At 71.6% G+C, this 24,462-nt stretch carries 20 protein-coding genes; 8 read left to right on the forward strand and 12 right to left on the reverse strand.

The annotated features are described in order from the left end of the window. Positions 1-3 precede the first annotated feature (3 nt). A complete protein-coding gene (egtC, locus tag ACH4EB_RS17485; protein WP_398348387.1) occupies positions 4-759 on the forward strand; it encodes an ergothioneine biosynthesis protein EgtC in 756 nt (251 codons plus the stop codon). Beyond that, a complete protein-coding gene (egtD, locus tag ACH4EB_RS17490; RefSeq protein ID WP_398348388.1) occupies positions 756-1,718 on the forward strand; it encodes an L-histidine N(alpha)-methyltransferase in 963 nt (320 codons plus the stop codon). Before egtC ends, egtD begins: the two co-directional genes overlap by 4 nt. Before the next feature lie 197 nt (positions 1,719-1,915). Here the strand turns inward: egtD and ACH4EB_RS17495 are convergent, their stop codons facing one another. From ACH4EB_RS17495 to ACH4EB_RS17535, 9 genes are all read right to left on the reverse strand, one after another. Further along, positions 1,916-2,314 (reverse strand): hypothetical protein, encoded by a 399-nt coding sequence (locus ACH4EB_RS17495; protein ID WP_398348389.1) that lies wholly within the window; start codon positions 2,312-2,314, stop codon positions 1,916-1,918. A gap of 1 nt (position 2,315) precedes the next feature. Continuing rightward, positions 2,316-6,590 carry a polymorphic toxin-type HINT domain-containing protein gene (locus ACH4EB_RS17500; protein WP_398348390.1) on the reverse strand — a complete coding sequence of 1,425 codons (4,275 nt, stop codon included), beginning with the start codon at positions 6,588-6,590 and terminating at the stop codon, positions 2,316-2,318. Positions 6,591-6,771: 181 nt separating this feature from the next. Next, positions 6,772-7,884 (reverse strand): ALF repeat-containing protein, encoded by a 1,113-nt coding sequence (locus tag ACH4EB_RS17505; RefSeq protein ID WP_398348391.1) that lies wholly within the window; start codon positions 7,882-7,884, stop codon positions 6,772-6,774. 163 nt (positions 7,885-8,047) lie between these two features. Next, a complete protein-coding gene (locus tag ACH4EB_RS17510; protein WP_398348392.1) occupies positions 8,048-8,587 on the reverse strand; it encodes an RICIN domain-containing protein in 540 nt (179 codons plus the stop codon). A 64-nt stretch (positions 8,588-8,651) separates the two neighbouring features. Then, positions 8,652-9,197, reverse strand: a complete 546-nt coding sequence (locus tag ACH4EB_RS17515; RefSeq protein WP_398348393.1) for an RICIN domain-containing protein — start codon at positions 9,195-9,197, stop codon at positions 8,652-8,654. Between the two features lie 65 nt (positions 9,198-9,262). Continuing rightward, positions 9,263-10,858, reverse strand: coding sequence for an AbfB domain-containing protein (locus ACH4EB_RS17520; protein WP_398348394.1), 1,596 nt, complete (start codon positions 10,856-10,858; stop codon positions 9,263-9,265). A gap of 395 nt (positions 10,859-11,253) precedes the next feature. Continuing rightward, on the reverse strand, positions 11,254-11,553 hold the full coding sequence (locus ACH4EB_RS17525; RefSeq protein WP_398348395.1) for an acyl-CoA thioesterase domain-containing protein: 300 nt from the start codon (positions 11,551-11,553) through the stop codon (positions 11,254-11,256). Between the two features lie 92 nt (positions 11,554-11,645). After that, positions 11,646-12,950, reverse strand: coding sequence for a cytochrome P450 (locus tag ACH4EB_RS17530; protein WP_398348396.1), 1,305 nt, complete (start codon positions 12,948-12,950; stop codon positions 11,646-11,648). 610 nt (positions 12,951-13,560) lie between these two features. Continuing rightward, on the reverse strand, positions 13,561-13,716 hold the full coding sequence (locus ACH4EB_RS17535) for a hypothetical protein (protein WP_398348397.1): 156 nt from the start codon (positions 13,714-13,716) through the stop codon (positions 13,561-13,563). Between the two features lies 1 nt (position 13,717). On the opposite strand from ACH4EB_RS17535, the gene ACH4EB_RS17540 reads away from it, so the two are divergent. The 5 genes from ACH4EB_RS17540 (at position 13,718) to ACH4EB_RS17560 (ending at position 19,004) form a co-directional block, all read left to right on the forward strand. Then, positions 13,718-14,476 (forward strand): hypothetical protein, encoded by a 759-nt coding sequence (locus ACH4EB_RS17540; protein WP_398348398.1) that lies wholly within the window; start codon positions 13,718-13,720, stop codon positions 14,474-14,476. A 72-nt stretch (positions 14,477-14,548) separates the two neighbouring features. Beyond that, positions 14,549-15,592, forward strand: a complete 1,044-nt coding sequence (locus ACH4EB_RS17545) for a phosphotransferase family protein (RefSeq protein ID WP_398348399.1) — start codon at positions 14,549-14,551, stop codon at positions 15,590-15,592. Between the two features lie 128 nt (positions 15,593-15,720). Then, positions 15,721-16,641, forward strand: coding sequence for a phosphatidylinositol-specific phospholipase C domain-containing protein (locus tag ACH4EB_RS17550; RefSeq protein ID WP_398348400.1), 921 nt, complete (start codon positions 15,721-15,723; stop codon positions 16,639-16,641). A 59-nt stretch (positions 16,642-16,700) separates the two neighbouring features. Further along, complete coding sequence (locus ACH4EB_RS17555) at positions 16,701-17,792, forward strand: alpha/beta hydrolase (protein WP_398348401.1); 1,092 nt, start codon at positions 16,701-16,703, stop codon at positions 17,790-17,792. 150 nt (positions 17,793-17,942) lie between these two features. Then, positions 17,943-19,004 (forward strand): trypsin-like serine peptidase, encoded by a 1,062-nt coding sequence (locus tag ACH4EB_RS17560; RefSeq protein WP_398348402.1) that lies wholly within the window; start codon positions 17,943-17,945, stop codon positions 19,002-19,004. Here ACH4EB_RS17560 and ACH4EB_RS17565 read toward each other — a convergent pair. Continuing rightward, positions 18,976-20,010, reverse strand: coding sequence for a phosphatidylinositol-specific phospholipase C domain-containing protein (locus ACH4EB_RS17565; RefSeq protein WP_398348403.1), 1,035 nt, complete (start codon positions 20,008-20,010; stop codon positions 18,976-18,978). The genes ACH4EB_RS17560 and ACH4EB_RS17565 overlap by 29 nt on opposite strands. Positions 20,011-20,243: 233 nt before the next feature. Between ACH4EB_RS17565 and ACH4EB_RS17570 the strand changes: the two genes are divergently transcribed. Continuing rightward, positions 20,244-20,888, forward strand: coding sequence for an endonuclease (locus ACH4EB_RS17570; RefSeq protein ID WP_398348404.1), 645 nt, complete (start codon positions 20,244-20,246; stop codon positions 20,886-20,888). A gap of 67 nt (positions 20,889-20,955) precedes the next feature. On the opposite strand, the gene ACH4EB_RS17575 is transcribed toward ACH4EB_RS17570, so the two are convergent. Next, positions 20,956-22,824 (reverse strand): transketolase, encoded by a 1,869-nt coding sequence (locus ACH4EB_RS17575; RefSeq protein ID WP_398348405.1) that lies wholly within the window; start codon positions 22,822-22,824, stop codon positions 20,956-20,958. Next, entirely contained in the window at positions 22,824-24,419 is a 1,596-nt protein-coding gene (locus ACH4EB_RS17580; RefSeq protein ID WP_398348406.1) for an NAD(P)/FAD-dependent oxidoreductase, read from the reverse strand. The genes ACH4EB_RS17575 and ACH4EB_RS17580 overlap by 1 nt, the downstream gene beginning before the upstream one ends. Positions 24,420-24,462: the final 43 nt, after the last annotated feature.

Raw genomic sequence — 24,462 nt, forward strand, 5'->3', positions numbered from 1 at the left:
CTGATGTGCCGCCACCTCGCCTACCTGGGCCCGGAGGTCCCTCTGAGCGCCCTGATCACCGCGCCGCCGCACAGCCTGTACCGGCAATCGTGGGAACCGCGCCGCCAAGTCAGCGGCACGGTCAACGCGGACGGCTTCGGCGTCGGCTGGTACGCACCCGGCGACCCGGTGCCCGCCCGGTACCGCAGGGCCGGCCCCATCTGGGCCGACCCCGGCATCCTGGACCTGGGCCGGGTGGTGCGCACCACCGCGCTGCTCGCCGCGGTACGGGACGCCACCTTCGCCGGCGCGGACGCGGAGGCGGCTGCCGCGCCCTTCGCCGACGGCCCCTGGCTCTTCAGCCACAACGGCGCGGTCCCGGGCTGGCCCGGCTCCCTGGCGAACCTGGCCGCCGACCTGCCCCCACAACGACTCCTCTCCCTCCCGGCCCGCTGCGACTCAGCCTTCCTCTGGGCACTGGTGCATTACCGGCTCGGCGCCGGCATGGACCCCGCCGAGGCACTGGCCGACACCGTCACGGCGGTGTCCGCCGCCGCGCCCGGCGCCCGGCTGAACCTGCTCCTCACCGACGGCGCCACCATCGCCGCGACCACCTGGGGCGACTCCCTCTATTACCTCGCCGAACCCGGCCGCAGCACCACCGTCGCCTCCGAGCCGTACGACGCCTCCCCCCACTGGACCGAGGTCCCGCCGTACACCCTGCTCGCGGCCACGCCCACCGACGTCCTCCTCACCCCGCTCAAGGAGCCTGCCGCGTGAGTCCCCTCACCGTCACCCGCACCCTGCCCGCCGACGCCACCACCGCCGCGCTCCGCGCCGACGTCGCCCACGGCCTCACTCGCACCCCCAAGCAACTCCCGCCCAAATGGTTCTACGACGCCCGAGGCAGCGAACTCTTCGACGAGATCACCACCCTGCCGGACTACTACCCCACCCGCGCCGAACGCGAAATCCTGATCAACCACTCCACCGACATCGCCACGGCCACCGGCGCCCGCACCCTCATCGAACTCGGCTCCGGCTCCTCCGACAAAACCCGCCACCTCATCGAAGCCCTGACCGACCTGCACACCTACGTCCCGGTCGATGTCAGCGAATCCGCCCTCACCTCCGCCGCCGAAACCCTCCTGACCCTCCACCCGACCCTGACCGTCCACGCTCTCGTAGCCGACTTCCAACAGGGCATCACCCTCCCCGGCACCCCAGGCCCCCGCCTACTCGCCTTCCTGGGCGGCACCATCGGCAACCTCCTCCCAGAAGAACGCACCACCTTCCTCCGCTCCGCCCACGCCCTCCTCTCCCCCGGCGACGCCATACTCCTGGGCACCGACCTGGTCAAGGACGAGGCGACGCTGGTGGCCGCCTACGACGACGCGACCGGCGTCACCGCCGACTTCAACAAGAACGTCCTCAACGTCATCAACCGCGAACTGGGGGCCGACTTCAACCCGGAGGACTTCCAACACGTGGCGCTGTGGAATGCGGAGCGCGAGTGGATCGAGATGCGGCTGCGGGCGAGGAAGGAGCTGACGGTGAAGGTCCCGGCGCTGGATTTGGCCGTGCCGTTCGCCGAGGGCGAGGAAATCCGGACGGAAGTCTCGGCGAAGTTCCGGGAGGCAGGGGTGCGGGAGGAACTGGGGGTTGCGGGGTTTGAGATGAGCCGGTGGTGGACTGATGGGGAGGGGAGGTTCGGAGTTTCGTTGGCTGTGCGAGGGTAAGTGGCGGAGGCGTATAGGGCGGTGCAGCGCGCACCGTCTCGCATATGCACGCTTGCTCGACAAGCACGCCTATCAGAACGCAAGCGTCCGACACAGTCAATTTCCATTCGGGACGCGCACCAAGCAGTGATAACGCAGAAGCCCTGCCGGAAATGTTCCGCCAGGGCTTCTGCCATGTGCTGATCACGTCATGCGCGCTAGCGCGGTTCCTTACGAGAGATGTCCCATGTCATCACTTCACCCGACCTGACCGTCAGGTACGCCATGGGAAATTCCAGACGAAGGCCACTAAGCTCCCCAACGGAGTTGAGCACCTCAGACACTCCGACGATCTCGTCGAACCCCAGGCTTCCCACCCCTTCGATCGTGCTGCGCTTCCACAACTCGGCAGGCCAGCACCAGTCAGGCAGTTTCGGCCACCCACCTTCCGAGGTTCTCAGCGTCCAATCCGTACCGCTGAAGAGAAGGACGGACCCCTCTGAAGCCATCAAGAACTCGACGCCTTCGACAGGCGAACCAGCGTTATCCTCCCCGGCCAAGTACTCGAGCGCGAACGCGGACCTTACCTTCTGTCCGACCCTCAGGGGCTGGTTCATGTCAAGCTCCCCCTTGATAGGGCTTCGCCTCCGCAAACCAGCGGTTCAGCTTCTCTTCCATGGGAAACATGGTGACAAACTCCCCATCACTCTTCGCCAGCAGGAGGTCTTTACCCTTTCGATAGAAGAGGTAGTCATTCCCACCTCCGCTCTCAGGGTTCCAGGGACCTTGCCGCACCTCGTCCGCGGCATTACGGACGTCCGCGATCTTGTCACGGAACCACTGACGGGCCGCAGGATCACCGGGATTGAGCTTGTAGTCCTGAGCGTGCTTACCCCACTTCTTGCCGAACTGCGCATCATTGATGTAAACCTCGGGACCACAGCTACTGTTGTGAACGAGGACGGAAGTCCCGCCCGCCATCACGTAGTAGGTATGGATGCCCGCGACGGAAAGATTGTAGACCCTACGGTGCTCGGTCCACGTACGGACGCTCACAACCTTCTTGAGTTCACCGTGAGTGGTACGGAGCCGGTCGCCCACCTTGAGGTTCTTGGCATCCATCCAGCGACTCCGGCTGGCTACCCAGAACGGATGCCCCTCGGTGGCATCGACCACTCCCAAGGAGTCCTTCACTCCGCCAGTCTCGATAGTCACCTCGACCAAGTTCTTCCGGCCGTCACCGACGATCACATCAGTGACCGCTCGCGCCTCAGTCCGGCCGACTGTCGGGTCAGTGGCGATAACCTGTTGGCCGGCCTGAACGTCCTTGATCTGCTTACGTGAGCCGTCGGCCATCACCACAGGGGTTTCCGGCGTAAAACTGTTTTTCTTTACACAAGGCGCCTTACGGAACCTCTCGATGATCTCCTTGCTCTTGCGGATCAGCTTCTTCGCCTTTTCGGACTCCTCAATGAACTTGCCGATGCCCGTGATGGTCCGGTAGATGGCCTTGCCGATCGCCGGGGCTTCCTTGATGGCCTGGAAAGCCTTGCTCCAGGGAAGCGCACCGATGAGAGTCCAGACGCAGGCCTCGATGTCTCCCTTGGTGAAGCATGCCTTGACGTCGTCGAGGCCAAGAAGGGAGACCAGGATTTCGGCGCCGTGTTCCTTGAGGAAGCCGAGGAATCCCTTGTCGTCGAGTTCACGAGCTGCCGCGAGCTCTTCGGGCGTGATGCCGGCAGCCTTGAGAGCTGCCTCCTCACCCGCGGTGAGCTTCTCGGCATCGCCCTTGGCGCTCTCCTCCTTCAGCGACTCCTCGCGCCGTTTGCGCTCCTGCTCGCGCTCGTAAGCCTCCGCCTTCTCGGCGGATTCCTTCGCCTCTTGGGCGTACTGGTTGGCCTTCTTAGCTGACGCTTCTGCCGACTTGGCGTGCTGTTCGGCGGAGTCGGCCAGCTTGCTGGCGGCTGCTGCGTCGTTCTCGGCCTGGGTGGCGGCGCTCTGGGCGACCGAGGCCTCGTGTTCGGCCTTGGAAGCGGCGGCGGCAGCGGCGTTGGCGTGCTGCGTGGCCTCGGCTGCGGCGCCGCGGGCGCGGGCTGCTTCGGCCTCGGCGGCGTTGGCCGCGTCGCGGGCTGCCTTGGCGTCCGCGTAGGCCTGGTTGGCGGCCTGGCGGGCGGCCTTCGCGTCGGCCTGGGCCTGGGCGTCGGCCTTGTTGGCGCTGGCTGCCGCGGCACGGGCCTTGGCGCCGTCGTCTGCCGCCTGGGCGGCGGACTTCATGGCGTTGGCGGACGAGCGTGCGGCGTTCGCCGCGGAAGTCGCCGCGTCGGCGGCGGCCTTGAAGGCCGGTGCGACCTGGGCGTTGGCGCGCTTGGCGGCGTCCTCGGCGGCCTTGGCGGCCTTGAGCGCCTCGACGGCCTTGGCCTCGGCCGATTCGACCTGCTCCTGGCCGGTCTCCAGGGCGGCCTTGGCCACCTGCGTGGCGAAGTCCGCGTCGACGTCCGAGCCGGTGAAGGGCGCGGTCATCTCGATGGCGGTGTTGGCCGGGTCGGCGATGCCGGCGGCGGTGGAGCGGGCGGCTGTGGAGGCGTGCACCGCGGTGGTGGCCTGGAGCCTGGCCATCGCAGCCTCGCGGACCGCGCCTTCGGCCTCTTCCTTGGTGCGGTTGGCTGCCTGGAGGGCGTTGTTGGCCTCCATCGCGGCCAGCCCGGCCAGGCGGGCAGACTCGTGGGCAGCGATGCCCGCGCGAGCTTCCTGGGCAGTGGCTTCGGCCGCCGCCGCGTTGGCGCGCTGCGCCGCAGCGTGCGTGAGGGCGGCTTCGGACTCGGCCTTGTTGGCTGCGGCGTTGGCGGCAGCGGCAGCGGCTTCGGCCTTGTTGGCGGCGGCGTTGGCCTTGGCGGCGTGCGCCCCGGCCTCGGCAGCGGCGGCGCGGGCCCGGGCGGCGTGTCCGGCGGCTTCGGTGGCGGCAGCACGGGAACGTACGGCCGCACCGCTGGCGCCGTCGGCGGCGCTGCGTGCCTGACCGGCAGCCGCGCCCGCGGTGTTGGCGTCCTGGCGGGCGCCGTCCGCAGCGGCCCGAGCTTCAGCGGCGTTGAGGGTGCCACGGCCGGAGGCGGCGATCGCCTCGGTGGCCTTGGCCTTGGCCTCCTTGGCCCGGTGGTTCTGCTCCGCCTGGTACGCCTTGTCCCGGGCCTCGTGAGCTGCCCGCTCATCACCCCGGGCCCGCTCGTCCGCCTTGGCGGCGATGCCTTCCTTCTCGGCCGCGCTCGCGCGCGCCGAGGCGGCGGTGGCGGCGGCCGACTGGGCCTGTGCCCGCAGTGCCGAGGCGGTACGGGCCTCGGCTTCCGCGCGAGCCCGTGCCGCGGCGGCGGCGTTGCGCTCGCTCTCGGCGCGGGCGCGGGCCTCGGCGGCCAGCTTCCGCTCGCGCTCGGCGATCTGACGCTGCTCGGCAGCGATCTTCGCCTGCCGCTCGGCTTCGAGGCGGGCCGCACGGGTCTTCTTGGCGTGCTCCCACGCCTCCGCCTCGGCCTTCTCCGCCTCGACACGGGCCGTCTTGGCCCGGGCGGCCGCGTCGGCCGCGACCTTGGCCTGCTTCTCGGCGGCCGTGGCCATCGCAGCCGCCGCCTTGGCGTGCTGCTCGGCGTTGGCGCGCCACTGCTTGGCCTGCTGCTCGTGCGCCTCGGCCGCGTTCTTGGAGTTGAGCGCCGCGGCGTCGGCGGCCGTGGCGTCCACGGCGTGCTGGGCGGTCTCGCTCGCCTTGACCGCCGCGTCGGCGGCGGCCGCCATGCCGGAGGCGACCTCGGACCACTCGGTGCCGTGGGTCAGCCCGGTGTCCACCAGCTCGTCGGCCTGGATCTTGGCCTGGGCGGCCGCGACCTGGGCGGCCTTGGCCGCGTGGGTGGCGTACTCCACCTGGCGGGCCGCCTCGGTCTTGACCTTGTCATACGAGGACAGGCGCTTGCCGGCACGGTCGGCCGAGAGCATCCGGTCGGCCTCACGTGCGGCCGCGGCGGCCGACGTCATGGCGTTGGACGCGTCCTTGAGGGCCTTGAGGGCTTCCCCGTGGTGGCCGATCAGCTTGGTGCGGGCCTCGGCCGCGCGAGCGGCCTTGCGGGCCAGGTCCCGGAGCTTTTCGGCAGCCTCCTGGGCCTCCTTCAGAGCCTTCTCGTGGGCTGCCTGGTTGTCGGCGTCCTTCCGCGCGGCGACCAGGTAGCCCTTGTCCAGGAACTCCGCGATGGCCGCGTCGTCGCCGGTGGCGAGCGCGGCCTTGGCCGCCGCCTTCACCTCCGGGCCGCCGGCGTCGGCCAGCATCTCCACGCGCCGACGGAGTTCGGCCGCGCGCTCCTTGGCGGTCTTCTCGTCCTTCGCGTCCTGGTCCCGCGCGATCTGCGCCCCGAACGCCAGGAAGTTCGCGCGGTCCGTGGCGGTGGCCTTGGCGCCCAGGACGCGTTCGACCTCGGCGTTGAAGTGCGGCCCGCCGGTGCCGCGCATCGCCTCGATCTTCTTGCGGTTCTCGGCGTCGTTATCGGTCTTCTCGTCCTTGGCACGCTTGCGGGCCTCGGCCTCACCGTGCTCCAGGAACTCCCGGATCGCGTTCGGGTCGTCGCTCTCCAGGGCTTTCTTGGCGGCCTCGCGGACTTCCTCTTCTTCGTCGAACTCCGCGAAGTCTTCGACGAGTTGCCGGTCGCGATCCGCGCTGAGCCGGTCCAGCTCGGAATTCGCGGGCGCCTTCGTCGTGGCGCCGGGCTTCGGCAGCGATGCGGCAGCCGCGTCGAGCGTCGCCATCGCCTGGGCGAACGACGATTTCTCGGCGGGTTTGGCGGGCATGGCGGCGACGGCTTCGGTCGCCGTCGTGCCCAGCACCGCCATGGCGACGACCGCGGAAACGGCCTTGCTCATGGTTCCGGTCACGCCCATGCGTGACCGTCCGGCTCTGGGCCGGAATCTGGCTATCAAGGGAAGACCCCCCTTAGTCAATGGATACAGAAATGGGCCCTGCCCTGCCCACACGCAAGAGGCGTCCGGGCAGGGCAGGAGCAGGAAAGTCGGAGATGACGGCACAGAAAAGCGGAAAAGACGGTCAGCCCTTGGCTCGACTCTCGCCTTCCTTGGCACGGTCGAACATGTTCTGCCAGAAGGCGGCCGATTCGGCGGCGTCCGCCTGCTCCTTGGACCAGGCTTCGCAGTTGGACTTGGCCGACTCGTTGATGTTCTTCCAGATGCCGTCGGCAGAGTTCTTGGCCCGCTCGGCGACGGTCTGCCAGTTCGCCGACTGGGTCTCGGCGGCAGCCCGCTCGGCCTGCCACGCCTTGCGTGCGGCGTCGGCGTGCTCGGCCACAGCCTGCCAGGCCCGTTCGGCTTCTGCCCTGGCCTTCGCCGCGTCGGAGGCGCCCTTGACGGCTTCCTCGGCCGCCGCGGCCTCCTGGATCAGACGGGTCAGGGTGTGGTGGCGGACCGTTTCCGCGTCCGCGATCCGCGACCGGCGGCTCTCCAGGTCCAGCGCGGCGCCGGACACCCAGCCGTAGCCGAAGAACTCCGCGACGTCCTCGTCCGTGGCACCGGCCCGCAGCGCCCACTGCGCCGCCGTCCGTACCTGCTCGCCCGGGTCGTCCTCGGCGAGACGGCGCACGACCTCACGCTCGGCCTCGGCGACTTCCTGCTTGTGCTGGGTGTCAGCCTCGCGCTGGGCACGGTCGTGCTTCTGGGCCTCGGCGTATCCCGTACGGACGAATGTCGCCTGCTCGGCGGGGGTGCCCTTCAGCGCCCGCTCCGCAGCGGCCCGCACCTCGGGCGAATAGCTCTTGGTGTGCGTACGGATGACCCGCTCGATGAATGCCTTGTTGCGGGCCCTGGTGGTCCGAGCCCGGCCACGGGCGTATTCGTAACCGCCATCGGGGGCGAACCACTTCGCGATCGCCTCCGGATCTTCACTCCGCAGGGCGTTCCAGGCCGACACACGGACTTCCGCGAGCGGGTGCGACGTCGCGAGACGGCGCACTTCCTTGCGGGCGTTCTCAGCCGCCTCGGCGGTCATGAGCGCGGTCGCGTCGGAGGCCTGAGCGAAGGTCCCGCTCCGGGCTGCCGGAACACCGCCCGGGCCGTCGGCCCACGCCGATGCCGTCCCCGCGACGGCGCTCGCGCCGGCCAGTACGCTGCACGTCAACGCCTGGGCGATCCACCACTGACGTCTCACTCAAGTCCCCTCGGAGAAGAATTGCGGCAGACAGCGCGGCACGGCTGCAGCCGGTTACGTGAAAAAGTGCGGACGTGAGGGCAGCACCGCCCCGCCAGACCGGCACGGCGCTGCCCCTTCACGGCCCGTGTCAGCCGTGCCCCGAACGGCACGGCTCAGTCGGTCACTTGACCGGCAGGATGCGCCACTGCTGGGCGATGCCCTGGTTGCACTTCCACTGCCAGATCGCGGCACCTTCGGTGTCCTGGGCGTGGCCGATGTCCAGGCACTGGTCGCCGGTGTGGGTGGGTCGGATCTCGTACAGCTTGTTGATCGGGTCCAGGAGACCGAACGTCCAGCGCTGCTGCTTGCCGCCGTTGCAGGGCCACTGCCAGACCTCGGCCCCGGACTGGGTCTGCGACCGGCGCACTTCGAGGCAGCGTCCGCTCACCACGTTGCGCAGCTCGAAGGTGGACTCCGCGGCGGGCACGACGCGCCACTTCTGGGCGTCGGCACCGTTGCAGGAAAGCTGCTGCACCTTCATCTGGTCCCCCGCCGTGTAAGGGGAGGCGTCCAGGCACTTGCCGGTGGCGGCGAGCTGGAACTGGACGGTCTCCACGACCGGGGCGGGAGCGGCGCCTGCCGCGTGGGCGGTCGTCGTGCCGCCGGCCAGCGCGGCGACCATGCCGGCCGTGGCCAGCGCGGCTCGGGTGATCCGTGCCATCGTGTGGTTCTCTTTCTTCACAGTGTTGTCGTCATTCAGGGGAATGTGGTCGGCAGGCGACGCGTCAGCCGGTCACCGGCAGGATGCGCCAGCGCTGGTTGTCGCCGCCGTGACAGTTCCACTGCGCGACGTTGATACCGTCGGCCATCTCGCTGTGCTTGACCTCCAGGCAGAGGTTCGGCGCGTGCTCGGGGCGCAGCTCGAACAGTTCCTTGGCGACCTCGACCAGGCGGAACCGCCAGCGCTGGTGATCGCCCTCGCCGCACCACCACTGCCAGACGTTGTCGCCCGCCTTGGTGCCGCCACCCCGTACTTCGAGGCACTTGCCGCTGTGCTTCGCCCGCACCTCGAAGGTTCCGTCACCGGCGGGAGCGAGCTCGAAGACCTGGTTGTCGAGGCCGTCGACGCAGGTCGACTGCTCGGCGTTGGCTCCGTTGCGGAAGCTGCCGTTGGCGATGGTGAGGCACTTGCCGCTGTGTGCGACCTGGAGCTTCACCGCGGCCGGGGCGGAGGCGGACGTGGCCGGGGCGGCGTGTGCGGTGGTCGCGCCGCCGACGAGCGCGGTGAGACAGGCGGCCGTGGCCAGCGCGGCGCGGATGGGCCGAGACATCGTGTGTTCCGTTCTTCTTTGCAAAGTGTTGACGTCGGTGACGTCGGATGGTTCAGGTGGGCCGGTCAGCCCGCGAGCGGCGTGGAGATGTTCCAGGTGGCGTCCTGCTCGAAGTCCTTGGCCGCCTCGAAACCACGCTTACCGCCCTTGACGGCCGCGTAGATGTCTCCCTTGTACTGCCGCAGCATGTGCCCCTTGTTGGACACGGACTCGAAGGATGTGCCGGAATTGGCCAGGCCCTTACGCGCGCACCAGCTAGCGTCCTTGGCGAACTGCGAGGTGCCGTCGTTCGGAGCGATCCGCGCCCGGGCGTCCTTCAACGACAGGTAGAAACCGGGCTTGCGCACGGACTCGAAAGAGTAGCAGCCGGGCCCGCCGGCCAGCGCGTCCTTGACCACCCAGGTGGCGTCCTCGCGGTCGGCTTCCTTGCCCTTTGCGCTCACCGGGGTCAGGAAGCTGTCGCCGCCGTCGACGCTGGACTGGCGGATGTACCAGCCGCTCAGCTTCGAGCTGCCGGACTGGAAGGACTGCCGCAGGGCCCGGAACTGGCCTTCCAAGAGGAAGCGGGAGACGTCCTCGGGGCTGCCCTGCAGCGCCTTCTCCGCCGCGGCGACGAGGTTGGGGCGCACGCCGGTCTTCGCGGCCCGGGCCTGGATCGCGAGGGCCTCGTTGCGCTCCCTTTCGGCGATCTTCTTGGCGTAGATGTCCGCGTCACGCTTGTAGGCGTGGGCGGCGCCGGAGTGGATGAATGCCTGCCAGTCCGCCGCGTCGGAGCTGTTCAGTGCCTTCTGGGCCGCGGCGAAGAGCTCGGAACGCTGGGCGTCGACCGGTGTCAGGCGGATCAGTTCACGGATGAAGTTGTCGTCGCTGAGGCTCAGCATGGCCTCAGAAGGCACGATGTTGAACAGGGAGGCGGCACTGTTGCGGGCGTTCAGCTCCTTGCGGCGCTGGGCCTCCTCCCGGTTCTTCTGCTCCAGCTCCTTGCGCTCATTCTCCATGTCGCGGTCGTGGGCCTCACGAGCGCCGTTGGTGATGAACTCGTGCCAGACGGCCGGGTCCTTCTCGCCCAGAGCGAGGGAGGCGGCCTTCTTGACCTCCGGCGTGGCGGCGTCGTGCTTCATGACCGCGCGGATGAAGTTGTCGTCGCTGAGCGCAAGCAGGTCGGGACTATTGGGGATGCCGACCGCGATCAGGGCTTGGGACTTGATCGTCCGCGCCATCCGGTCGGCGGCCGCCCGCTCCTCCTCCCGCTTCCGGTCGACCTCGCGTGCCTGACCGATGCCGGTGGTGATGAAGTAGGCGTGGTCGTCGGCAGAGGTGCTGGCCATGGCCTCCTCGGCGGCCTGGCGCACGGCGCTCAGCTTCTCACCGGCATCCTTGGCCTTCTCCCACAGCACGATGATGAAGTCGCGGTCGCTCATTCCGAGCTGCTCCGTGGTGACCTCGAAACCGAGCTTGTATCCCGCGTTGACCCGCTCCTTCTCGCTGGTGCGGATGACATCCGCCGCCCTCACCGCACCCGAAGGAGCGGCGAAGGCGCCGGCCGGAGCGGCGAGGCCGGTGACGGCGGCCAGGGCCGTGGCGGTGATGATGCCGTGCGTGACGAGGCGCCGGGCACGGGCGGAACCGGCACGCGTGAGGCTTGTGTCGCTCTTATGCATCTTTGTGATCAAGAACCCCTCTAGCCCCCCGTATGGGCGACCTGGATGTGTACACGACGAACGCCAGAGAAGTCTTAATGTTGTCTTAAAAAGAGTCAAATCAGTCTTTCCAAAGTTGTCTGCTTTCGCCGGTTCCAGACAACCTGACCCGTTTTCGGGTCAGGTCTTCGGGGAAGAAAAGGCGCCCGACGGGTTCCAAGCAAGCAGTCAGCGACCGGCGATCAGAAGCGTCTGCAAGACGCACCCACAGTCCCCCACCCCATCGAAGAGCCGCCCGTCCGCGGCGCCTGCGAGCCGGGGAGGGGGTTCGTTCGTCGGGCAGAGGGGTGGGGTGTCGGCTTGGGCGGCGGTTGTCCGCCATGCTCGGGCCGGCATGACCGTGTCGCCGTTGGAGGTCAGTTCGCCTTCGACCAGCTCTGTGCGCGCACCGGAGCGGAGGGTGCGTACTTGGACGTGCAGTTCCGCGACGGTACCGGGCGCGGCAGGTCGACGGTGACCCGTGTGATACGGAATCCTTCGCGGGCCCCGCCCTCCTCCAGTGCCCGGCCCAGCAGGGCCGAGGGCGGGCCGGCGTGCTGGGTCCCGGCGCTCCACGGTCCCGCGGTGGCGGCGCTGCTGTCGTAGCGGCCGTCGCCGAGGTTCCGGTGGAACGCCTGGTTTTCCTCTTCCGGCTCAGTCGGCCGAAGATCACTCATGGGGACTGACTCCCGGCATCCGCCGTGCCGGGCGATGGCTCTTCACGGATGGTGGACACGCGTTGCACCAACGGTGTGCGCGGTACGTTCGCTCACCGCACCCTCACCGGCAGACTGCGCAGCCCATTCTGGAAGTTGGAGACCAACCGCACCGGCTCCCCCGCGAGTTCCAGGCCGGGTAGCTGTTCCAGCACGTGGCGCAGTACGGCTCGCATCTGGAGCCGGGCGAGATGGCTGCCCAGGCAGAAGTGCGGGCCGAAGCCGAAGCTGACGTGGTCGTTCGGGGCGCGGGTGATGTCGAAGTGGTCGGGGTCGGGGAAGACGGTTTCGTCGCGGTTGGCGGAGGCGTGGTAGACGACGACCTTTTCGCCGCGCCGGATGGTCTGTCCGCCGAGTTCGGTGTCGCGGGTGGCGGTGCGGCGGAAGTCGATGACCGGGGGCCAGTAGCGCAGGATTTCCTCGACCGCGCTGTCGGTCAGGTGCGGTTCGCGGCGCAGGCGGGCGAATTGGTCCGGGTGCTGGAGGAGGGTGAGCAGGCCGCCCGGGATGCCGTTGCGCAGGGTTTCGTTGCCGGCCACGGCGAAGAGGAAGAACGTGTTCTCGAACTCGGCGCGGGTCAGGCCGCCTTCCCGCAGGTGTGCCATGACGGTGCCGGGGCGCGGGTGCTCGGCCAGCGCGTGGGCGTACGCGAACATGTCGGCCAGTGCGCGGCGGGAGCGGGGATTGACCGGGCGGCCGCCCGGGCGGGCCGCGGGGGCGGGACGTTCCCGTAGCGCGGCCCGGCCCATCGGGCTGAGCCGGGCGGGGTCGGCGGTGCCGGACGTGGCGTACGCGGCGTCCTGGTAGCCGATGACGCGGTTCGACCAGTCGAAGAGGAGCTGCCGGTCCTCTTCCGGGACGCCCATGACATGGGCCAGTGTCCAGACCGGGAGGTCGCCGGCCACGGTGACGAAGTCCGCCTCGCCCGCCCGTGCCACCTCCGCCACCAGGTGTCCTGCCCGCGCGTCGATGACCTGTTCCAGCTCCCGTACGGCGCGCGGGGTGAAGGCCGCGGCCACGACGCGCCGGATGCGCGCGTGATCCGGCGGGTCCTGGTTGAGCATCATCGCCCGGACGAAGGCGAGGTCGTCCTCGGTGTCGGGGTCGCGGATCTGGGTGGCGCCCAGGTACGAGGAGTAGGTCCCGGGAGTGCGCAGGACGTGTTTGACGTCGGCGTGGCGCAGCACGGCCCAGTAGCCGGGTCCGGCGGGCCAGTCGCCGACCGGGGGCTCCTCGACCCAGCACACCGGCCGGTTGGCCCGCAGCCGACGGAACAAGTCGTACGGGACCGCGGTGGCGTACGTCCGCGGTGTGAACACCTCGGCTGTTCTCACGCAGGCGACCGTACGGTATTCCATCGTTCGGGGGAATCGGGCCCGTTCGGCGGCTGATGGCGGCCCACGTTGCGCACCATCACGGCGTGAAGGGTTCGCAACGTTTCCGCAGTGTCCAACCTGCGCTTTTGATACCACTGTTGGTGATCCTCGCGGTGCTCCTCGCACCGCGCTCCGCGCAGGCCCGGCCGCCCGCGGCCGCGGCGCGGCCCGCCGACGCGTGCGCGAGCGCGGGGGTGCGCGAGCCGGTGCACGGGCCGACCGGCTGGCCGATGCCGCCGGACTGGCACTGGCCCTGCACCACGCCCACCCCGACTCCCACTCCCAGCCCCACCAGGCCGCCCCGGCCCACTCCCACACCGCCTTCCCCCACGCCGCCGTTCCCCACGCCCACATACACCCCGCCGCCGGCCCACCGGCCCACGCCTACCCGCCCCCCGACGCGTCCTCAGCCCCGGCCGCCCGCTCCCGCCGTGCCCGGACCGACACAGGCCGCGGCCCAGCCGGTCCGCAGCGACCCTTCGGCGCCCGCGCCGCCTCCGCCGTCCAGCCGTCCCGCGTCGCCGCGTCCCACGCCGACGCCCACGCCGACATCCACGCCGACGCCGAGCCCGTCGGTCGATCTGCCGCGCTCCTACGTCCCGTCGGCCCGCAAGCAGCACAGCAGCCGTTCGGTCGTCACCACCATGCTGCTGATCACCGCGCCCGCCGTACTGGCGGCCGCCGCGCTGCGTCCCCGTTCGTCCCGCTCGTCCGGTACTTCCGGGCGCCGTTCTTCGTAGGAGGCCACCGTGTCGGAATGGCTGGCACTGACCATCGCGATGGGCGCCGTCTGCGCCGTCGTCCTGACCATCACGGTCCTCAAGCACCGCCGCATCGGCGAGGACGACGACCCGTCCGAGACGCCGGACGTCATCGAGTACATGACGATGATGGTGGGTGTGGTGTACGCGATCGTCCTGGGTCTCGCGATCGCCGGGGTCTGGGAGGCCCGCGGCACCGCCGAGGACACCGTACGGACCGAGGCGCAGGCCCTGCACGAGGTCAGCGAGCGGGCCCGGGCCTACCCGGAGGCCACGCGGGAGCGCATCCGCGCGGATGTCGGCGCCTATGTCGCGCACGTCGTCCACAAGGAGTGGCCGGCCATGGCCGAGCAGGGGCAGGTCACCGAGCGGGGCACCCGGCTGCTGGGCACGGTGCGGGCCGACGTGACCGACTACCGGCCGCGCGACAGTTACGAGGAACAGTCGTACCAGCCGCTGCTGGACCAGGTCGCGGCGGCGGACGACGCCCGTAACGCGCGGGCGGACAGCATCGAGGCGACCCTGCCGCCGGTGGTCTGGTTCGGGCTCATCACCGGGGCCGTGATCACCATCGGGCTGATCTTCACGCTCCAGATCCGCCGGTCGGGCCGTGAGTTGCTGATGGCCGCCGTCTTCAGCGCGCTGATCGCCTTTCTGCTCTTCCTGGTCTGGGACTTCGACGCGCCGTTCAGCCGGGGCATCACCACCTCCGCCGAACCGTTCACGGACCTCTTCCCACGGTTGTGAGGGGGGCGGGCGGCCCGCGTACGGTGCGTTGATCCGGTGACGGCGGCGATCATCGCGTGCGACGATGCGCGCATGCCGATGGAACTGCCGTTCACGCAAGCCCTGCGGAACCGGCTCGGCCCGGCCCGCCACGCGGTGCGGCTGGGCAGCAGTCCGCGCTCGCGGGTGTGGCGGGTCGACCTGGGCGGTACGTCCGCGGTGGTCAAACAGGCCGTGGCGAGCGCGGACGCCGATGAGCGGTACGCCCGTGAGGTGGCCGCGCTGCGGCTGGCCTCGCGGGTGACACCGCCGGTGGTGCCGCGGCTGCTCGGCACCGATCCGGGTGCGCGCGTGCTGGTGCTGGAGCACGTCACCCACCGGCGGCCGGCGCCGGACTGGGTGGTCGGCTACGCGGCGGCGCTGGCCCGCCTGCACGCGGCCACCGCGTCCGAACCGGCGGACGGCGTGGCCCTGCCCGCCTGGTCGGGCCCGGGCCACGCGGACATCGCCTCCTTCCTCGCCCTCGCCCGCCGCTTCGCGGTGCCGGTGCCGGACGGTACGGGCGCCGAGCTGGAAGCCCTGTCGCGGCGGCTCGGCACCGCGCCCGGCGGCGCGCTGCTGCACGGCGACCCCTGCCCCGGCAACGACCTGCACGCCCCGGACGGCATCCGGTTCATCGACTTCGAGCAGTCCTGCCTGGGCAACGGCCTCACCGAACTCGCCTATCTGCGCATGGGGTTCCCGACCTGCTGGTGCGTCACGGACACGCCCCGGACGCTGCTGCGCGAGGCGGAAGCCGCGTACGGGGCGGCCTGGGAGGCGGCGACCGGCGGCGCGCCGCCCGGCGATCTCGTCGACGCGTGCGCGGGCTGGCTGCTCCGGGGCGACGCGCTGGTCCAGCGCGCGCACCGTGGGGCCGCCGACCACCTCGCCCGGCTCCCGGAGGAGGACTGGGAGTGGGGCACGGTCACCGCGCGGCAGCGGCTCGTGCACCGGCTCGGTGTCGTCGCCGGCCTCACCGCCGGCCGTGCCGACCTGCACGGCCTCGGCCGCCTCGCCGGGGCGATGCGCACCCGGATGCTCAGCCGCTGGCCTGCCCTGGCGCCACCGCCGCGCGAGCGCCCCCGGGACGATTGACGGCCGTACGGGCAGCAGTCGTCGCGCGTTGCCGCCATCGCCTGTTCACCGTGCGCGTCCTGTGCTTCGATGCTGCGATCACCTGTTCGCAAGAGGCGGCGGAACAGCAGAGAGAGCGGGGTGGGCGGATGGACCGGCGGGGGTTCCTGAAAGGGACGGCAGCGGTGTCGGCCGCTGGAGTGCTGGCAGGGGTGGGGAGCGGGCCGTCCGCCGCGGCGGTGCGTGCCGCGCCCGCCGGGCGCACGGCCGCACGCACCCGGCGCGCCGTCTCCGTACAGGACTGGATGGCGGCCCTCCCGGACAGCGCGCCGATGCGGCGGCTCTCCATACCGGGCACGCACGATTCCGGGGCCCGGTACGGCGGCCCCTGGGTCGCCTGCCAGAACACCACCGTCGCCCAGCAGTTGGACAGCGGCATCCGCTTCCTGGACGTACGCTGCCGCGCCATCGACTCGGCCTTCGCCATCCACCACGGCGCCTTCTACCAGAACCTGATGTTCGGCGACGTGCTGGTGGCGTGCCGGGCGTTCCTCCGGGCGCATCCGTCGGAGACCGTGCTGATGCGTGTCAAGCAGGAGTACTCGGAGGAGAGCGCGGCGGAGTTCCGGCGGATCTTCGACCTCTATCTGGACGGCAAGGGCTGGCGGTCGCTGTTCCGGCTGGACGGCACACTGCCCACTCTCGGGCAGGCCCGGGGGAAGGTCGTGCTGCTGGCCGATTCCGGCGGGCTGCCGGGAGTGCGGTACGCCGATCCGGGTGTCTTCGACGTCCAGGACGACTACATGGCCGAGCCGCTGCGCAAGTACCCGCTGGTCGAAGGGCAGTTCCGCAAGGCCGTCAAGGAGCCGGGCAAGCTGTTCATCAACTATGTGAGCACCGCGGCCCTGCTGCCGCCGCGCTCCAACGCGGACCGGCTCAACCCGAAGGTGAAGGCCTTCCTGAACGGCGCCGAGGCGCGCGACTGGACGGGGCTGGGCATCGTCCCGATGGACTTCCCCAACGAGGCGGGCCTGGCCGAGACGCTGATCCGGCACAACACGGGCGGGTGACCATGCGGACGCGAAGAACCTCACGTCCCTGCTCCCCACGCATCCGCCGGCCACGGCGCGTGGGCTGGGCGGGCCTGGTGCTCGCCCTGTTGCTGCCACTGCTCACCGTTCCGGCGACAGGCCGGCCCGCGTACGCGGCAGGCGGGCCGGTCACCGCCCCGGCGGGCGATCCGGCACGCGTCGTGGCCGAGGTGCCGGTCGGCGACCGCATGCTCGACCTCGGGGTCTCGTCCCCCGAGACCGACGCGCCGGTCAAGTGGGTGCGGCTGCTGCTGCCGAAGGGCTGGTCGAAGACCGCCTCCCGTACGTGGCCGGTGCTGTGGCTGCTGCACGGCGGTGGCGGCAACCACAAGGACTGGACCGCCAACACCCATGTCGAGCAGTTGGCCGCCGCCCGCGACGTGCTCGTCGTCATGCCGGAGACCAGCGGTTGCAGCAGTTACAGCAACTGGTACAACGGCGGGAAGTGGGGCTCCCCGGCCTGGGAGACCTACCTTCTCGACGAGCTGCGGCCGCTGCTGGAGCGTGACTACCGCGCGGGCACGGCACGCGCCGTCGCGGGCCTGTCGATGGGCGGGCTGGGCGCGCTGAAGTTCACCGCGGCGCGCCCCGGGTTGTTCCGCGCCGCCGCCTCGTACAGCGGCGCCGTCCACCCGTTGTACCGGTCGACGGACGGCGGCCTCTCCGGCCCGGACGGCGTCAAGCTGGGCGCGCTGACCTGCCTCGTCGACTGGAAACGGGTCTGGGGCGAGCCCGGCTACCCCTTCGGCACCCAGGACCCGGCCGACCTGCGGCAGCAGTGGCTGTGGAAGCACAACAGCCCACTGGAACAGGCCGCCTCCCTGCGCGGCACCCCGCTGTACCTCTCGTACGGGGACGGGACGACCGACGGCGGGCCGGGCTGGTCGTGGGGCGACGGCGACCGCCCGCCCCCACCGTCCCCCGCACGCTGCACCGACCCGCCCGTGCACGGCACCCAGGACCCGGTCGAGCGTGCCGTGTACGGGATGAACCAGGAGCTGCGCGGCAAGCTGGCGCGGCTGGGCATCCCGGCGGCCGTGTGCGCCTCCGCGGGCGGGCACACCTGGCCGTACTGGGAGCGTGAGCTGGTGGCGTCGTTCCCGATGCTGATGAGCGCGCTCGGCGCCTGAGCCGGGGCCACGGGCGAACGCGGCTCTCGCCCGCCCCGTATGATTTGTCCGCGTGCTCCTCGCGCTCCCCGCGCGGAGACAGAACATCCACCCCGGCTCCCCGGCCCCGTGCTCGCGGTGACGCCGCACTACGGACGGGCCGCACCGCAGGTGAGAACGACCGAACGCGACGGCGCCCCGCTGCCGCCGGCAGCGACCGGGCGGCGCGTCCGCCGCCGGGCCACCGCTCTCGGCCTGTGTGCCGCGCTCGCTCTGACCTGCGCCGGTACGGTGCTCGCCGTGCGGGCCTTCGCGCACGGCGGATATCTGGCCCCCGGCGATCCCGGCACGGGCTCGTACACCGAGGAGGCCGCCGACGGTGCCGCGGCTGCCGGCGCGCTGCTGTCCGGCCCGTACACCGAACGCCCCGCACCGCCGCGCGCCACCGTGCGCACGACAGCGCACCCGGACGCGACCGAGCGCGGGAAGACCGCCGAGCCGCCCGTCTCGCGGCCCCTCCGGGCCGCCCCGGCAGCCGCCTCCCCCGCCATCGGTCCGCTCTTCTCCCCCGGCGCCGACGGCGACGCCGACCACCACTGCACCGCGAGTGTGGTGCACTCCGCGGCCGGCGACCTGGTCGTCACCGCGGCGCACTGCGTCTACGACGGCGGCTTCCGCACGAACCTCGTCTTCGCGCCCGGCTACCACGACGGTGTCCTGCCGTACGGCGTGTGGGTACCGTCCCGTATCGACATCGACCCGCGCTGGGCCGAGGACCGCGACGACGGTCATGACGTGGCGTTCCTGCGGGTGCGCCGCCCGCAGGGCGCCGGGTCCGGCACCGGGCGCGTCGAGGAGCTGACCGGCGCCGAGCGGATCCGGTTCTCGCCACCGGCCGGTCTGCCGACCCGGGCCGTCGGCTATCCCGACGACCGCGAGACGCCGGTGAGCTGCCGGAACACCACGACCGCGGTCCCCGGCCAGCTTCGGTTCGACTGCGCCGGCTTTCCCAACGGGACCAGCGGCGGCCCGATGCTCACCGGCGTCGACCCGGACACCGGCCTCGGTACGGTGACCGGCGTCATCGGCGGCCTGGACGAGGGCGGCGACGACGAGACCTCGTACAGCAGTTGGTTCGGCCCGGACACCGCAGCCCTCTACCGCCGCGCCGCCGGGGAACCGGTCCGAGGCGGCGCGGTCCGTCTTACGCGCCGCGCGGCACCACGGTCTTGAGGATCTGCGGCAGCGGGTACCAGTCGGCGGTCGCGATGCTGCCGTGCACGGCGGCGAGCTGGTTCACCCGGGCGCGCGCTTGGGCCTCGGTGGGCCGGGTGCCGTCGATGACCGGGGGCACCCGGTGCGCGTCGGTCATGATCAGCAGGTAGTGGCGGCTGTCGTACCAGGCGGTGTCGATACCGTCCTTCAGGTACGTCGCGGCGTCACCGTCGAAGACCACGAACCACGGGCGCAGCGCCGCGTCGCCATACCGGGTGCGTGGGTCGCCCGCCGCCGCGCCGTGCACCGCGGGGAAGGCGGTGGACCGCGCGAGTCTGCCTTCGGCGGCGAGGTTCTTCAGGTGGGTGGCGTATTCGCGGTCGGTCCACAGCTTGTCGAGCGGGTTGTTCTCCTCGACCGTGCCCGGTATGAGCTCGAAGAGGAACGTGCCGTTCAGCGCGGACCGGGCCGGCCAGCCGTTGGCCCGTACGGCCTCGTCGAGGTCGCGGTGGCCGGCGGCCAGGTCGCCGGGCCCGTACACCGCGTCGCCCAGCCGGGAGCGGACCAGCGCGTCGAAGGCGGCCGGGCCCCGGCCGCCCTTGTCGTTGAAGCCGTCCTTCAGCTCGACCTTGACCGTGACCGGCCGGTGGCCGGGGTGGGCGTCGTGCCACGCCTTCATGTCGGCGAGGCAGCCGCCGAGGTCCTGGTCACGCTTCTTGGTCCGCAGCTCGCCCGCGGTGGTGGCGTTGACGCAGTTGCTGTTGTTGCCGAACGGGTTGCTGTGCGAGACCCGCCAGGACTTGCCGAGCGCGTTGGTCCACACGTCCAGTTCGAGGAGGCCCGCTCCGGAGTCCAACGCGTCGGCGAAGTAAGGGTACTTGGCCTTCTCGTAGGCGTTGTGGACGCCGACGGACGTGGTGGCGCCGTACGACCCGGCGGGCTGCGCCGCGCCGGCCGGGCCGCCCGCCGCCAGCACCAGCGCGGCGGCGACCGCCGCCGTACCCGCACACCGTGTCCTGCTCATCGGTCCCCCGCTTTCCCTCCGCCGGCCCCCGGACGCCCCCTGTGGCTCCGGAATCACCGGCCCCTCCGGTCGAAGGAGCAGCGTACGGGAGTTGACGGGTGGTCCGGCCACCGGGTGGGTACGCGGGCCGGGAAACGCCACGCCGCACCGGCAAACCAGGACGTGAGGAAGATGTACGGCATCGTGGACACCGTGGACACACCTCTGCACGACACAGCGTTCCGGGGGCGGTCATGAGCGGCGACCGCGCCCGGATCCGGGCGCTCCTGGACACCTACGGCCGGACCTACGCCGACGAGGCCGGCATCCGCCTGAAGGACACCCCGCAGCCGCTGTACCGGCTCCTGGTCCTCTCCTGCCTGCTCAGCGCCCGCATCCAGGCCGGTATCGCGGTGGCGGCGAGCCGCGCGCTGTCGAAGGCGGGGATGCGGACCGCGCGGCGGATGAAGGACGCGACCTGGCAGCAGCGCGTGGACGCCCTCGGCGAGGGCGGCTACCGCCGCTACGACGAACGCACCGCGACCCAACTGGGGAACGGCGCCGAGCTGTTGCTCGACACCTACGGCGGCGACCTGCGCCGGATACGGGACGCGGCGGACGGCGACACGGACCGGCTGCGCAAGCTGCTGCGCGAGATCCCCGGTCTCGGGCCGGCCGGCGTCGACATCTTCCTGCGGGAGGCCCAGGCCGTGTGGCCCGGCCTCGCCCCGCATCTGGACGCCAAGGCGCTCCAGGGCGCGGAGCGCGTCGGGCTGCCGGCCTCGGCCGACACGCTGCTCAAGGCCGCGGGAAAGACGGAGCCCGCCGTACTGGCGGCGGCGCTGGTGCGCGCGGCGCTCGACAAGAAGGGCGCGGAGGAGATCCGCGGGGCCGGATGAGCGACGCCCAGGCCATCGCGGCCCCGGTCCGGCGGCGGGACCGGGGCCGTCGGTGTCCGCCCGGGTGCTACGGCGTCCCGGTGAGCAGCCCCCGGGCCGTCGCCGCGATGGCCTGGGCGTCGATGCCGGCGGCCCGCAACTGGTCCGCCGGGGGCGCCGACCCGGGCATGGTGCGGACCGCGAGCCGGGCCAGGCGCGGCACCGGGCGGCCGTCGGTGAAGGCGTCCAGCACCGCGTCGCCGAGGCCGCCCTCGGGGTGGTGGTCCTCCACGGTGATGATCCGCCCGGTGACCTCGGCGGCCTCCCGCAGGGTGGGCAGGTCCACCGGCTTGAGGGAGTACAGGTCGATGACGCGGGCGGGCACGCCCTCCTCGGCCAGGGTGTCGGCGGCGGTCAGCGCCTCGTGGACGGTGACCCCGGCTGCCACGATGGTGACCCGGTCCTCGGGAGTGGCCCGCAGCGTCTTGCTGCCGCCGATCGGGAAGTCCTCCCCCGGCCCGTAGATGACGGGGCTCTCGCCGCGGGACGTCCGCAGGTAGCGGATGCCGCTCGCGTCGGCCATGGCGGCGGTCAGACGGGCCGCCTGGTTGGCGTCGCAGGGGTACAGCACGGTGCTGCCGTGCACCGCGCGGAAGGCGGCCAGGTCCTCCAGGCCCATCTGTGAGGGGCCGTCCTCGCCGATGGCGACGCCCGCGTGCGACCCGACGAGGTTGAGGTCCGCCCGGCTGACGGCGGCCATCCGCACGAAGTCGTAGGCGCGGCTGAGGAAGGCGGCGAAGGTGGTGGCGTACGGTACCCAGCCGCGTACCTGCATGCCGACCGCGGCGGCCACCATCTGCTGCTCGGCGATGTAGCACTGGAAGTACCGGTCGGGGTGGGCGTCGCCGAACATCTGGGCGCGGGTGGAGTCGCCGACCTCGCCGTCCAGCGCGACCACGTCGCCGCGGGCCGCGCCGAGCGCGGCGAGCGCCTCGCCGAAGGCGTTGCGGGTGGCGACCGCGTCGCCGACCTTGTAGTCCGGCAGCTCGGGCGCGCCGCCGCCGGCCCGCGGGCGCGGCGCGGCCTCGCGCGGTGGGCGCACCGTCACCCGCAGGTCACGGAGGCCGCCCAGTTCCTCGACCGCCTCCGCGGCGTCCTTCAGCGGCTTGCCGTGCTTGCCTTCCTGGTCGGCCACGGCCCGCACGCCCTGGCCCTTGCGGGTCTTCGCGATGATCGCGGTGGGCCGGCCGGTGGTGGCGGCCGCCTCGGCGTACGCGCGGTCCACGGCCGCCACGTCGTGGCCGTCCACCTCGATGGTGTGCCAGTCGAAGGACCGGATGCGGCGCGCGTAGGCGTCCAGGTCCCAGCCGTGCCGGGTGGCCCCGCGCTGACCGAGCCGGTTGACGTCGATGATCGCGGTGAGGTTCGCCAGCTTCTCGTACCCGGCGTGCTCGAACGCCTCCCACATCGAGCCCTCGGCCATCTCGCTGTCGCCGCACACCACCCACACGCGGTACGGGACCCGGTCCAGGTCGCGGCCCGCCAGGGCCAGGCCGACGCCGATGGGCAGGCCCTGGCCGAGCGAGCCGGTGGCCACGTCCACCCACGGGATACGCGGGGTGGGGTGCCCCTCCAGGAGGCTGCCGTTCTTGCGGAAGGTCAGGAGCTGCTCGTCGGTGAGGGCCCCGGCCGCCTTGCCCATGGCGTACACCAGGGGCGAGGCGTGGCCCTTGGAGAATACGAGGTGGTCGTTGCCGGGGTTCTCGGGGTCGTCGAAGTCGTAGCGCAGGTGCGCGTCGAGCAGGACGGCGGCCAGGTCGGCCGCGGACATCGAGGAGGTCGGGTGGCCGGAGCCGGCGGCGTCGGCGGCCCGTACGGAGTCGACGCGCAACTGCTGTGCCAGCTCGCGCAGCCGGTCGTACCGGGCGTCGGCGTCCGGGGCGTTCTGCGTGGTCATCAGGTTCCTTCCGCTTTTCGGGGCCCCTCGGGCTGCTCCCCGGCCTCCTCGGGCCGGTCCCCGGGGCCGGTCTTCTCCCCCGCTCCCCCCGTTCCCCCCGGTTCCCCGGATTTTTCCGGTTTCCCCGCCCTGCCCGGCTTTTTCGTCCCTTCCGCCTTCCCCTTCTTGCCCGTCCCGCCCGTCCCGCCCGCCCTGCCCGGCTTTCCCGTCTCCTCCGGTGCCGTCCGCCGCGCCGACGCGTCCCGCGTGGGCTCCCCCGCACGCCCGTCGGCCGGCACGCGGGCCAGTTCGGGGGCCGCCGTGTCCAGCGGCACCGACCAGGAGCGCACCAGGCCGAGCTGGACGCCCTGGCGCGGCAGTGCCGCGTCCAGCAGCCAGTCGGCGGCGACCCGGACGCGGTTGCCGGGCATCGCCATCAGGTGGTAGCCGCGGGTCACGGCGTTGGCGACGGGGCCGGACAGCGGGATGTGCAGCGGGTTGGCGGCGGCCTGCACCCCGCCGAGGTCGACCATGAAGCCCAGGTCGTGGTGCTTGTAGGCGCGCGGCTCGCCCTGCCCGTAGGAGGCGGCGACGTTGCGGGCCGCGACCTTGCCCTGGCGCTGCGCGTGCTGGGCGGTCATCGGCGTCGTCTCGCCCGGCCGGGTCAGGTCCGGTACGGCGGCGGCGTCGCCGCAGGCCAGCACCTCCGGGTGGCCGGGTACGGCGAGGAACTCGTCCACGCACAGCCGGCCCCTTTCGGTGGGCAGGCCCAGCGACTCGACCAGCGGGTCCGGCCGCACGCCGACACACCAGATCAGCGACCGGGTGTCGACGGACGTGCCGTCGTCCAGGAGCACCCCCTCGGAGGTGGCCTCCTTGACGGAGGTCTTGGTACGGATCTCGACGCCGCGTTTGCCGAGCACCCGGTGCGCGGTGCGCGACAGCCGGTGATCCAGTTCGGGCAGCACCCGGTCGGCCAGGTCCAGCAGGATCCAGCGGGGCTGCGGCTCGCCGCGCAGTCCGGCGTTGCGGTGCGCCAGTGACCGGGTGAATGTCACGCCGTGCGCGGCGACTTCGGTGCCGGTGTAACCGGCGCCGACCACGACGAAGGTCATCCGGGCCGCCCGCTCGGCCGGGTCCTCGGCGGCGCCCGCCAGCTCGATCTGGCGCGTCATGTGGTCCCGCAGGTACAGCGCCTCGGGCATGCCGCGGAAGCCGTGCGCGTGCTCGGCGACGCCCGGGATGGGCAGCAGCTTGTTGACGCTGCCGACGGTCAGGACGAGGCGGTCGTAGCCGAGCGATCCGGTGCGGCCCTCCGGGTCGGTGTACTCCACCCGGCGGCCGGCCAGGTCGACGCCGCCGACCTGGCCGAGGACCAGGCGGACGTCCGGCAGGGTGCCGGTCAGCGACACCGAGACCCGGCGCGGCTCCAGGATCCCGGCGGAGACCTCGGGCAGCAACGGCAGGTAGAGGAAGTAGTCGTTGGGGTTGATCAGCACGATCTCGGCGGCACCGCGGGCCTTCTTCGCGAGCGTGCGGGCGCATTCGTACCCGGCGAAGCCCGCCCCCACGATCACCACGCGCGGCCGTCGCCCGTTCCGGCTCTCCGCCACCATCTGCGTCTCCTCTCACCTCGGGGTCCTGCCCTGATCGGCCCGG

The organism is Streptomyces sp. NPDC018045, from assembly GCF_044327445.1.
In the GTDB taxonomy this organism is placed as follows: Bacteria; Actinomycetota; Actinomycetes; order Streptomycetales; family Streptomycetaceae; genus Streptomyces.